Raw genomic sequence first — 12,466 nt, forward strand, 5'->3', positions numbered from 1 at the left:
ACATTATTTACATTTTCTTGATAGATATATTTTTAGCTAATACATAATAACTCCTAGTATTCCTGCTAATAATAATGCTAATATCATATTAAATCTCTTAAAGCTTATTAAACAAAATATTAAAATAGCTATTCCAATACTTTTTATGTCTATAATCGTTTCTTTACCTATATCAATAGCAGCAGACGCTATGAGTCCTAAAACAACTGGTCTTAGTCCTTTAAACATATTTTGAACTGTTTTGGATTCTTGAAATTTTTCAAAGAAAAACGAAATTAAAAGAACTACAATAAAGGATGGAAGTATAACTGCTGTAGTTGCTACTATAGATCCTAATATTCCTGATAATTTGTGTCCTACAAATGTAGCTACATTTATAGATACTGGCCCAGGAGTAATTTGTGCTATAGCAAGCATATCTAAAAAGTCACTATGAGTTAACCATTTATTAGCTTCTATAACTTCTTGTTGTATGAAAGGGAGCATAGCATATCCTCCTCCAAAGCTAAATGCACCCACTTTGAAAAAAGATATAAATAATTTTAAAAGCATTATTCCTCCCCCTTTACCTTAGTCCTATAATACACTATAGAACTTATTGCACCTAATATTAAGACTATTATAGGATTTATATTAAATACAACTAGTGCTATAAATCCTGCAACTCCTAATATTTTCCCTTCCCTTCCTAGTTTTAATGATTTTCCCAAAGTATAAACAGAAGCAGCTATCATTGCAAATACAGCTGGTCTTATTCCTAAAAATACTTTATTTATAATTTCCAATTTTCTATATTTAAATAAAAATATTGAAACTGCTAAAATAGAAATTAAGGAAGGTAAAGATGTTCCTAACGTACAAACTATAGCACCTATTATACCGTTTACTCTATATCCTATAAATATAGAACAGTTAATGGATACTGCTCCAGGTGAGGACTGAGATATTGCAAGAGCATCTAGAAATTCTTCATTAGTAAGCCACTTATTCTCTTCAACAACCTCTTTCTGAATAAGTGGAAGCATAGCATAACCTCCTCCAATAGTAAAAATTCCTATCTTGAAAAAGGTTATAAACATTCTAAAAAGTTTCATTTGTTTGCCTCCCTTAAGCCAGACTACTTCTTATATCCTATAACTACCCTATCATGTCCAGCAAGGTCTTTTACAATTTCAGTACATTTAAAAATATCTTTTTCACTTAAAAGTTTTTCTACTTCTTTTCCTTGATCATGACCTATTTCATATGCAAGTATTCCATCATTTGACAAGTAATCTAAACTATCATCAGTTATTTTTCTATAAAAATATAGCCCATCTTCTCCACCATCAAGTGCCAATCTAGGCTCAAACTCAGAAACTTCTTTTTGAAGTCCAGATATTTCCCTTGATGGTATATATGGAGGATTTGAAACTATAATATCTATTTTATTATATAATCCTAAGTCTTTTAAAGGAAAAAATAGATCTCCTTTTAAAAATTTAATCTTGTCAGTAAGTCCCAGTCTCTCTGCATTTATACTAGCAACTTTTATAGGTATATCACTTATATCCACAGAATAAACAAATGCATTTTTAATATAATGAACTAAACTAAGTGATATAGCGCCACTTCCTGTGCCTATATCTATAATATTAATAACCTCTTTTTCTTTAAAATATCCCTCATTCACAATTTCTATAACTTTCTCTATTAAAATTTCCGTATCTGGTCTTGGAATAAGAACTCCTTCTTCAACATAGAAATCTAACCCCATAAATTCTTGTTTACCTAATATATATTGTAATGGATATCTTTCTTTTCTTTTTTCTATAAGATTTAGAAACTTATCCACATATTCTACATCTATTTTATCATTTTTATGTGTATAAATATATAATTTATCAACATTTAGAACATGGCATAATAAAAGTTGCGCATCAAGAAGGGGATTAAAATAATCCCCTTCACCTAATATATCTATACCCTTTTGAAGTAATGTATTTATTGTAAATTCTCCTACCAACGATCTTCCTCCTTGTCTGCTACTATTACTCCCTTTAAGGCCTCTATTGCTACTTCTATCTGAGAGTCATCAGGTTCTTTTGTAGTTGCCATTTTTTGAAGCATAAGACCTGGATAAGAAACTATATATGCAAATTTACCATTACTTCTTCCTATAATCTTATTTATTTCATATGATATTCCAGCTATAACAGGCAATAGTATTATTCTTAAAATAAATCTTTGTAGTGGATTCGGCCATCCAAAGAATGAAAATACTAATATACTTATAATCATAACCATGAATAAGAAACTTGTTCCGCATCTTGGGTGAAGTATAGGATGTTTTTTTACATTTTCTACCGTAAGTTCTTCTTCGTATTCATAACAGTGTATAGTCTTGTGTTCAGCCCCGTGATATTGAAACACTCTTTGTATATCTTCAAGCTTTGATACTCCCAATAGATATATTAGAAATATAGTTACTCTAATGACCCCTTCTATAAGATTAAGATAAATAGAATTATTAACTTTGCTTTTTATAAAGTTAGTTAAGAAGGTAGGTGCTAACATAAATAACCCTATAGAAATAGCTATAGATACAAGTACTGTAATATATATAGCAATATCCTCTGCTTTATCTTTAAATATTTTTTGTATAAATTTTTCAAATCTACCAGGTTCCTTATTCTTCTCTTCCTCTGTTTCGTAGAACTCTGCTGAATACATAAGTGCTTTAGTTCCTACAACCATAGATTCTATAAGTGCTACTACACCTCTTACAAAAGGTAGTTTAAAAAATTTATTTCTTGTAGTCATATTATCAATAGGGTCAACTTTTAGTTCTATTTCTCCATCTGGCTTTCTAACTGCAATAGATATATCTCTGGGTCCTCTCATCATTACTCCCTCTATAAGAGCTTGTCCACCTATTTTAGTCATATGTTTAGGTTTTCTTTCAATATCCTTTATGTTTGGCAAACGCATCTCCTCCAAATACCATTTAGAATAAAAATAAAGACTAGAAGCAACTTAGCATCTAGCCTATTTCTCTAGTTTAAATAAAAACTACTTAATTCCATACTTTTTGTTAAATTTGTCAACACGTCCACCTGCATCAACGAATTTTTGACGTCCTGTAAAGAATGGATGACATTCTGAACAGATTTCTACTCTTAACTCTTCTTTAACTGAACCAGTTTCAAATGTATTTCCACATGCACAACGTACTGTAGATTTTTTATAATCTGGATGTATCTCTTTTTTCATCGATTTCACCTCTTTCTCAAGTACTCTCTTTATATTAAAATATTCGTCTAGTTTTCAACTAATATAGTATATCATATGCTTAAATTTTTTTCAAGAATTTAATATTTATCCCATCACTAACAATTCCAACATTTCAGCTTGTATAAATTGGAAGTTAAGATTAATATAGGAAACATATGAATTAGCTGTTACTTTATAAACTTACACTAGTTATTAGATTTTTTACTTACTACTTGTAGAAATTCTTGATTGCTAGATGTATTAACAAGTTTATCTATGAAATTTTCAGTTACTTCTGAAACTTGTGAATTACTTAAAGCTCTTCTTATGAACCAAGTTACCTCAAGTTCTTCTTTAGTAAGTAGTAAATCTTCTTTTCTAGTACCTGACTTATGAATATCTATAGCAGGGAAAATTCTCTTCTCAGATAACTTTCTGTCTAAGTGTATCTCCATATTTCCCGTTCCTTTAAATTCTTCAAATATTACATCATCCATTCTACTACCTGTCTCTACAAGTGCTGTAGCTAATATAGTAAGACTTCCTCCACCCTCTATATTTCTTGCAGCTCCAAAGAATCTCTTTGGTTTGTGAAGAGCTCCTGGATCAAGTCCTCCTGACAATGTTCTACCAGTTGGTGGTATAGTAAGATTGTATGCCCTTGCAAGTCTTGTTATACTATCTAGCAGTACAACAACATCTTTTCCATGTTCTACTAGTCTTTTTGCCCTTTCTAAAACTATCTCTGCTACTTTAGCGTGATGTTTTGGTAACTCATCAAAAGTTGAGTATACAACATCTCCTTTTACTGATCGCTGCATATCTGTAACTTCCTCTGGTCTTTCATCTATTAAAAGAATTATTATTTCTATATCAGGATGATTCTCAGCTATACTATTTGCAATACTCTTAAGTAGAGTTGTTTTACCAGCTTTAGGAGGTGCTACTATCATACCCCTTTGTCCCTTACCTATAGGAGCTATTAGATCTATAACTCTTGTAGATAGCTCATGTTTCTTCGTTTCCAAAGTTATTTTTTCTTCTGGATATATTGGAGTAAGAGAGTCAAAATCAGGTCTTCTTACAGCAGTTTCAGGATCTTCTCCATTAACTTTCTTCACATATAACAAAGCTTTATATTTTTCACCTGATTTCGGTGGTCTAGTTATACCATATATCTTATCTCCTGTTCTCAAGTTAAATCTTCTAACTTGTGATGGTGAAACATAAATATCTTCACTTCCAGACAGATAATTTTCACAACGTAGGAAACCGTATCCATCTACGATCTCTAGAATACCTTCTGCAACATTGACATCTTCTGTGATCTTATCTGATAAATTATAAACTTGATCATCTATTTTCATAGATTGTTGTCTATCTCTATTTTCTGCCTTATCATTTACTTTCGATGTATTAATTTTTTCGTTATTTTTACTAGCTACTTCATTATTTCTATATTTTTGAATAAATTCTGACCTCATTTCTTTTACTGGGCCATTTTTTATTTTGATATCATTTTTATTTTCAGTGTTTTCAGCTTGTTTATTTTCTAATATCAAATCAATAAGCTCGTTTTTCTTGTATTTTGTACAACTTTTTATCCCCATATCTTTTGCAATAGTTCTCAACTCTTCTAGTTTTTTACTTTGAAGTTCACTTTGGTCCAAATCTCCACCTCCAAAAAACACCTTTTATTTATTTTTATTTAGGGATAATCTCTAAGGGAAATAGATTCGATGGGCTTAACTATACAAATAGTATCATTTTGTATAAATATAGTCAATAGGATATATTCTATCATTTATAGACAAGATTATAGACATTTTTTGATTATATATAAAAGCCATTCCACTATTTAAATATATTATAATACCAAGAAAATTAATTTTCTTGGTATTATAATAAAAAAGTTACTACGAATTAATATGCATACTCCGGTTTTTCGTCTAACTTATGGATAGCTTCTACAAATCTTACTGTTCCTGTTTCAGCTCTAGTTACCATAGAATAAGTTTTTGCCATATTATTCTCGTAATATACTACTCCTTTTAAAAGGTCCCCATCAGAAATTCCTGTAGCTGCAAAGTATATTTCGTTTCCTTTAACTAAGTCTTCCATACTTAACACACAATTAGTATCTTCTATACCCATTTTTGTACATCTTGCTTTTTCTTCTTCATTATAAGGTACTAATCTTCCTTGGAATTCTCCGCCCATACACTTAAGTGCTGCTGCTGCTATAACTCCTTCAGGTGCTCCACCAATTCCCATAAGTACGTCTACACCTGAATGATCAAAACAAGTAGCTATTGCTGCTGCAACGTCTCCATCACTAAATAGCTTTATTCTTGCTCCTACATTTCTAACTTGTGTTATAAGCTCTTCATGTCTTTCTCTATCTAAAATATTTACAGTTAACTCTGATATATCCTTGTTAAGTGCCTTTGCAACGGCTTTAAGATTGTCCTCTACTGAAGCTTCTATATTTATAACACCTTTTGCTTTTGGTCCTACTGCTATTTTATCCATATACATATCTGGAGCATGTAATAGACATCCTCTAGGAGCTATTGCAACTACTGCTATAGCATTTGACAGTCCTTTCGCCACTGCAGTAGTTCCATCTACAGGGTCTACCGCTATATCAACTTTCGGACTTGATTCATTTCCTTGTCCTATTTGTTCCCCTATATAAAGCATAGGAGCTTCGTCCATTTCACCTTCTCCTATTACTACTACTCCGTCAATGTTTAATGTATCAAACATTTTTCTCATTCCGTCCACTGCAGCTTGATCTGCTGCATTCTTATCACCTCTACCTAGGAACTTTGCTGATGATAAGGCAGCTGCTTCTGTTACTCTAACTATATTCAACGCAAGATTTCTATCCATCTTTTGACCTCCCACATATATCTATATATGATAGTATATATTATTTTAAGATAAAATGTCAAAATTATAACGAAAAAATAAGTAGTATAAACTATCCTAAATTATATAAATATTATACATAATAGAAAATCATAAGAACAGATACAAAATTTATAATTTTTTGATAAAAAATCATAATAAGTTTTTTATATTTTATCAAAAACTAAATGAGCAGTATAGAATACTGCTCATTTATCATATCTCAAAACATTTATAATGGTTAAAGATAATAATATATAATTAAATATTCTATTCCACTTCATTCAAGTAAGGAATTGAAGGTTGAGCTCCTTCTCTAGTTACTACTATAGAAGATACTTTATTTGCAAATGGTATTGCTTCTTTTAGTAAGTCATGTGTTAAGCTATCTTCTTTTCTAAGCTTAGTTGATAATGCTCCTATAAATGAATCTCCTGCAGCAGTTGTGTCAATTGCATCAACTTTAAGCGCAGGTATAATTTCACAGCCATCATTAGAAACAAGTACAGCGCCCTTTTCTCCTAATGTGATTATAACGTGTTTTACACCTTTTTCTAATAACTTAATACCAGCTAGTTTGGCACTTTCTACTGAATCTATATTTACTCCTGTTATGGAGAATGCCTCAGTTTCATTAGGAACAATTATATCAGTAAGTTTCATAAGTTCGTCTGATATCTCTTTTGCTGGTGCAGGATTTAAAAGTGTAATAACTCCATTTTCTTTAGCTATTTTAAATCCTTCTATAATAGCATCCATTGGCACTTCAAATTGAGAAATGATTACATCAGATTCTTCTATTACACTCTTATACTTTCTTACTTCATCAATATTTAATTCCATATTTGAACCAGATATTACTATTATTGAGTTATTACCTTTGCTATCTACACTTATAACTGCAGTTCCTGTAGGATTTACTTCATCTTTGAAAACATAACTATAATCTATATGATCTTTTTTTAAGTTTTCTAAAAGTATTGTTCCATGCTCATCATCGCCTACTTTACCAATCATACTTACTTTTGCACCTAATCTTGCACTTGCCACAGCTTGATTTGCACCTTTTCCTCCAGGAATCTTATTAAAATTTGTTGCAAGAACAGTTTCCCCTACTACTGGTATGTTTTTCACTGCAACTACTAGATCCATATTCAAACTTCCTAAAATTGTTACTTTATTCATTTCTTCCACCTGACCCTTTATCTATGTGTTTCTCTTCAATATAATTGATAAAGTCGTTTATATCAAGTATTTTTTCATTTATTCCTAAGTTTTTGCTTAATTGACTTATATAAGGTTGTTTAAGTCCGGCTTCTTCTAATATATCGTGTTTCCAAAATATATTTCTCTTATCATCATCATCTATAACATTTTTATGAGCCATGACTATTACTCTATCAAAGTTTCTTACAACAAACTCCATGTCATGCGTTATAGTTATAACTGTTTTACCTTTTTCTTTAAGACTTTTTATTAACCTTGCTAACATCTCCATACCTACCATATCTTGCCCTGCTGTAGGCTCATCTAATATTATTACATCTGTATTCATAGCTATTACAGAAGCTATTGTAACAAATTTTCTCATAGAAAAAGGTAAATTGTATGGATTATCTTTTAAAAAGTCTTGTATTTCAGTAACCTCTATTGCATAATCTACATTTTTTTTGATTTCTTCTTCAGATAACTTAAGATTTCTAGGCCCAAATTCTATTTCACTATATACATCATTGTGAAATATCTGATCATCAGGATTTTGGAAGACATATCCTACTTTCTTTGACATCTGAGCAGTTGTATAATCTTTAGTATTCCATCCATCTATTATTACGTCTCCCTTTGTAGGCTTAGTAAGTCCATTCATGAGCTTTACTGTTGTTGTTTTTCCTGCTCCATTTTGCCCTATTATAGCTACACTTTCACCTTTTCCAATTTCCATTGATACATTTTCCACTGCTACATATCCATTTGGATAAGCAAACACTATATCTTTCAATATTACATAGCTCATGATCTCTTATCCTCCTTTATGCCCAAAAGTTTCTTAAGTTGTGCCTCTGTCTGACTTTCTGTAATAGGAATATCTTTTATTTCTATTCCTCTTTTTCTCATTTCAAGTCCTAAAAGAGCATACTGAGGTAAAGTTGTTCCAAGTTCCATAACTTCTTCATTTGATAATATCTCTTTTGTACTTCCATCTAATACTATTTTACCTTCATCCATTAAAATAACATGATCTGCATATTCAGCTATTAATTCTATCTTATGTTCTACTAAAATTATTGTTTTGCCTTCATTTTTCATAAGTTTTATTATTTCAAATACTTCTTCTGTTCCTTGAGGATCTAATTGAGAAGTAGGTTCATCTATTACAAGGATATCTGGTTCCATCACAATTATAGAAGCTAGTGCCACTCTTTGACGTTGACCACCTGAAAGCTCTGTTGGGTTTTTATCTCTAAGGTGTCCTATATTTATTAATTCTATTACTTTTTCTACTCTAGTTCTTATTTCATCAGGATGTACTCCTAAATTTTCAAGTCCATATGCTATTTCATCAAATACAGTTTCTTTTACTCCACTTACTTGAGTAAAGGGATTTTGAAACACAAATCCTACTTTCATAGCTAGTTCTCCAATGGAATATTCACTTATATTTTTTCCATCAATAAATACTTCTCCCTTTAAATCACCTTTATGAAAGTGAGGTACAAACCCCCTTATAACATTACATAGAGTTGTTTTTCCTCCACCATTACGACCAATTATGGCACAAAACTCGCCTTTTTTTACTTTAAGGTTAACATCTTTAAGAGCATCTTTATCAGCAATAGGGTATCTGTACGTTAAATCCTTTATTTCTATAATATCCATTGTATCATTCTCCCAACTATCAGAATTATTAATACTAATAAAATTACTCTTCTTAAAATCCTATCAACTTTGCTGTCCTTTGGCTCATAAAGTCTTGTCTTTTCAACAGGTGCTGAGAATGCTCTAGACTCTAATGTAATAGCTCTCTCTTCTGTACCAGCTATAGCTGAAAGTACTAGTGGTCCTAAAGTAGGTATAAATGCCTTAGCTCTTGTTAACACTCCACCCTCTATTTCTACTCCACGTGTTTTTTGTGCATTCATAATAACTTCTGATCTTTTTTTCATTTCTGGAATTATTTGTAACGTTGAAAGAACTACATAAGCAGCTGTTGGTGGAAGTCCCATTTTTTCTAGTGATATAACAAAATCTTTAATATCAGTTATTCTGAAGAATAACATTAAACTTCCAGCAAACGCTACTATTTTTGATGTTAAACTTAATCCATACATTATTCCTTCTTTTTTTATAGATAAAAACTTCCATTGCCAAATAACATCTGTTCCTGGGTAGAAGAATGCTTGCATAGCAAAGATTACAATTACAAGTATTAACATTGTTTTAAATATAAGCTTTATATATTCATTTAGTTTGCCTGCCATTCCAGCTATTATACAATATATAATAATAGTACTGTAGGCGTATACATAACCTGGTATTAAAAATACTGAAACTATCATTAATAGGGTAAATAATAGCTTAGTTGTAGGATATAAACCAAGTATAAAGTTCTGTTCTTTATCCAACACTCGTCACCTCCAGCTTTCAGTTTGCTTAAATATAATTATTTTTTAATATATATTTCACCATAGCTAAGTTTTGATAAATATCTTGAAGACATGCTCTTAACTATACCATAAGCAATAATAGCTGAAATTATCTTATCTACTGAATCTCCTACAATTGTTGATGTAATTACTGCTTTCCAAATATTTTGACCTGCTGCAAGAAGAGTAGCTGTTATAGCTGATGTTGTATGACCTGTTCCTCCTCCAAAAGCTAAAACTGTAATTGGAGCTGCTATAACTGTAGTAACTACTGTTAAAATAATTCCTGATACTATAGATTTCCATAACTTTAAGAACATTCCTTTTTTTGATAAATACCCTGTTGTAATACCTATAGCTATTGATACAAAAGTAAATGGTAAATAAACTGGATTAAATATAGCATTAATTAAATTCGTTAAAAGTCCTGCTACAGCTCCTACCCACGGTCCACATATCATTGCAACCATTATAGTTCCTATAGTGTCAAGATATATTGGTAATCTAAGAAGTTGTGTAATTTGAAATCCAACTATATTTATTGCAATTGCAACTGGAATAAGTAATACTGCCATCATACTAAAATCTTTAGCAATTCCTTTTTTAATTTTCATCATAATACCTCCAATTTTTTTTAAATTATTCATTATATTTTTTTACTGCATTAAACAACATATCTATAAATCTCTTTCTGTCTAAATCAAATACTACTTCAGTATTTTTCACTCTATCTGTAACTCCATTATAATCAACTACTGTCGAGCCTTTTGTATATTCTCCACTTGTCTCTACTACTACATTACATTTCTTTGTAATAAATAATGTAGGATCGATCTCATAAGCTACAGCACATACGTCATGTAAGTGTGGCCCTTCTTCTTTTGTTCCATCTGATAAGAAATGAGGAGTGGTTGTACTACTATAGAAATCTAATATATCAGCTACCATAACTCCAACTTTATTTCCTATGTTTCTCATATCATTAATTTCTTTTTTAAACATTTGTGCTTTTGATGTTACATCTAGCCCACACATTACTATAGGTATTCCTGAGTTAAATACAATATTTGCTGCTTCAGGATCTACATAAATATTAAATTCTGCTGCTGGTGTTTTGTTTCCACCAAAACAAGCTCCACCCATTAATGTTATTCTCTCAATTTTATCTTTTATTTCAGGGTGAGATACTAGTAATATTCCTATATTTGTCAAAGGACCTGTTGCTATTATAGTTACTTTTTCGTCTGATTTATTTAAAATATCTACTATTGCTTCTATCGCTGAACGATTACTCTTCTTTAGAGTAGCTTCAGGTAACTCAGTACCTCCAAGTCCACTTTCACCATGTATGTCACCTGCTATTACTAGATCTTTAAGAATAGGTTTTCCAGCTCCTTGTGCTACCTCTAAATCTTTTCCTATGAAGCTCAATACTTTTAATGCATTATTTAAAGTTTTCTCTGGAGTTTGATTCCCAGCACTAGTTGTTATACACTTAACGTCTAAGCTTTCTTCTGAGAGTGCTAATACTAATGCAATTGCATCATCTAGCCCAGGATCACAATCAATAATTACTGGCTTCTTATTCATCTTTTACCTCCTCATATACTTTTGTAACATCTTTTGTACTTTCTCTTATAATTAGTTCTGTTTTAAATTTGATTATTTTTTTCTTAATTTTTTTACCTTTAATGCGAGTTATAAGCATTTTTGCAGATTCTGCTCCCATATCATATATAGGTTGTTTTACAGTTGTAAGCTCTGGCTCTAATATTTGTGATATTTGTACATCGTCAAATCCTATTACAGATATATCATCAGGAATTTTAAGTCCAAGTAATTTTGCTGCTTTATATACTCCATAAGCCATCATATCATTGAATGCAAATATTGCTGTTACATTTTGTTTTTCTAAAAGCTCAGTAGCGGCATCTGCTCCTCCTGTAATCTTATAGTTACTTTCAATTACCAAATCTTCATTAAAGTCAATACCTGCTTCCTTTAGAGCTTTTTTATATCCATTAAAACGTTCTTCAGACTCTTTTGTATTTAATGGTCCTGTTATACATCCGATTTTTTTATGACCTAGACTTATTAAGTAATTTGTAGCATCATAACCGCCTTTGAAGTTTTCTATAAATACTCCAAAGGTATTCTCATAATCTATTCTTCTATCCATTAATATTACTGGTACTCCACTTTTTATAAGTTCTAAAATATGTTCATGGCTGTGTGTAGATGCACCTGTAAATATTATTCCATCTACACGTTTTTCATTTAATAAAGAAATATATTTTTTTTCTTTATCAGGATCGTCGTCAGTGTTACATAAAATAACACTATATCCTTCTTTACTAGCTATATCTTCTACTCCTCTTGCTAAGTCCGGAAAAAATGGATTTATAATATCTGGTATGATAAGACCAATAGAGCTTGTCCTCTTAGTTACTAAGCTTCTTGCTAGAGCATTTGGTTGGTATCCTAATTCTTTAACTAAATCTAATATCCTCTTTCGTGTTTCTTCTCCAACACCTTCATACTTATTGTTAATAACTCTTGAAACAGTGGTAGTAGAAACATTTGCCAATTTAGCTATATCCTTGATTGTAACAGTCAACTCTTTCTCACTTCCTTTATACTAACTAATAAACGTAGTT

At 30.9% G+C, this 12,466-nt stretch carries 14 protein-coding genes; all 14 read right to left on the reverse strand.

Annotated features, from left to right (window positions below):
- Positions 1-36 precede the first annotated feature (36 nt).
- Entirely contained in the window at positions 37-552 is a 516-nt protein-coding gene (locus tag CLPU_RS02770; RefSeq protein WP_200898454.1) for a chromate transporter, read from the reverse strand.
- Positions 552-1,094 (reverse strand): chromate transporter, encoded by a 543-nt coding sequence (locus tag CLPU_RS02775; protein ID WP_050354116.1) that lies wholly within the window; start codon positions 1,092-1,094, stop codon positions 552-554. The genes CLPU_RS02770 and CLPU_RS02775 overlap by 1 nt, the downstream gene beginning before the upstream one ends.
- A gap of 23 nt (positions 1,095-1,117) precedes the next feature.
- Positions 1,118-2,005 (reverse strand): peptide chain release factor N(5)-glutamine methyltransferase, encoded by an 888-nt coding sequence (gene prmC / locus CLPU_RS17585; RefSeq protein ID WP_050354117.1) that lies wholly within the window; start codon positions 2,003-2,005, stop codon positions 1,118-1,120.
- Positions 1,999-2,964, reverse strand: coding sequence for a DUF1385 domain-containing protein (locus CLPU_RS17590; RefSeq protein WP_235436089.1), 966 nt, complete (start codon positions 2,962-2,964; stop codon positions 1,999-2,001). The genes prmC and CLPU_RS17590 overlap by 7 nt, the downstream gene beginning before the upstream one ends.
- Before the next feature lie 87 nt (positions 2,965-3,051).
- Entirely contained in the window at positions 3,052-3,252 is a 201-nt protein-coding gene (gene rpmE, locus CLPU_RS02790) for a 50S ribosomal protein L31 (RefSeq protein ID WP_050354119.1), read from the reverse strand.
- A gap of 206 nt (positions 3,253-3,458) precedes the next feature.
- Entirely contained in the window at positions 3,459-4,922 is a 1,464-nt protein-coding gene (gene rho, locus CLPU_RS02795) for a transcription termination factor Rho (protein WP_050354120.1), read from the reverse strand.
- 253 nt (positions 4,923-5,175) lie between these two features.
- Positions 5,176-6,147: a class II fructose-bisphosphatase gene (gene glpX / locus CLPU_RS02800; protein WP_050354121.1), complete on the reverse strand. Its 972-nt coding sequence runs from the start codon at positions 6,145-6,147 to the stop codon at positions 5,176-5,178.
- 288 nt (positions 6,148-6,435) lie between these two features.
- Positions 6,436-7,350: a ribokinase gene (rbsK, locus tag CLPU_RS02805; protein ID WP_050354122.1), complete on the reverse strand. Its 915-nt coding sequence runs from the start codon at positions 7,348-7,350 to the stop codon at positions 6,436-6,438.
- Positions 7,343-8,179, reverse strand: coding sequence for an energy-coupling factor ABC transporter ATP-binding protein (locus CLPU_RS02810; RefSeq protein WP_050354123.1), 837 nt, complete (start codon positions 8,177-8,179; stop codon positions 7,343-7,345). Before CLPU_RS02810 ends, rbsK begins: the two co-directional genes overlap by 8 nt.
- Positions 8,176-9,042, reverse strand: a complete 867-nt coding sequence (locus tag CLPU_RS02815) for an energy-coupling factor ABC transporter ATP-binding protein (RefSeq protein ID WP_050354124.1) — start codon at positions 9,040-9,042, stop codon at positions 8,176-8,178. The genes CLPU_RS02810 and CLPU_RS02815 overlap by 4 nt, the downstream gene beginning before the upstream one ends.
- On the reverse strand, positions 9,030-9,791 hold the full coding sequence (locus CLPU_RS02820; protein ID WP_200898455.1) for an energy-coupling factor transporter transmembrane component T: 762 nt from the start codon (positions 9,789-9,791) through the stop codon (positions 9,030-9,032). The genes CLPU_RS02815 and CLPU_RS02820 overlap by 13 nt, the downstream gene beginning before the upstream one ends.
- A gap of 35 nt (positions 9,792-9,826) precedes the next feature.
- Positions 9,827-10,423 (reverse strand): ECF transporter S component, encoded by a 597-nt coding sequence (locus tag CLPU_RS02825; RefSeq protein ID WP_200898456.1) that lies wholly within the window; start codon positions 10,421-10,423, stop codon positions 9,827-9,829.
- A gap of 25 nt (positions 10,424-10,448) precedes the next feature.
- Positions 10,449-11,399, reverse strand: coding sequence for a nucleoside hydrolase (locus CLPU_RS02830; protein ID WP_050354126.1), 951 nt, complete (start codon positions 11,397-11,399; stop codon positions 10,449-10,451).
- Complete coding sequence (locus CLPU_RS02835; RefSeq protein ID WP_050354127.1) at positions 11,392-12,426, reverse strand: LacI family DNA-binding transcriptional regulator; 1,035 nt, start codon at positions 12,424-12,426, stop codon at positions 11,392-11,394. The genes CLPU_RS02830 and CLPU_RS02835 overlap by 8 nt, the downstream gene beginning before the upstream one ends.
- Positions 12,427-12,466 lie beyond the last annotated feature (40 nt).

The sequence above is a fragment of the Gottschalkia purinilytica genome, from assembly GCF_001190785.1.
Lineage (GTDB): Bacteria > Bacillota > Clostridia > Tissierellales > Gottschalkiaceae > Gottschalkia_A > Gottschalkia_A purinilytica.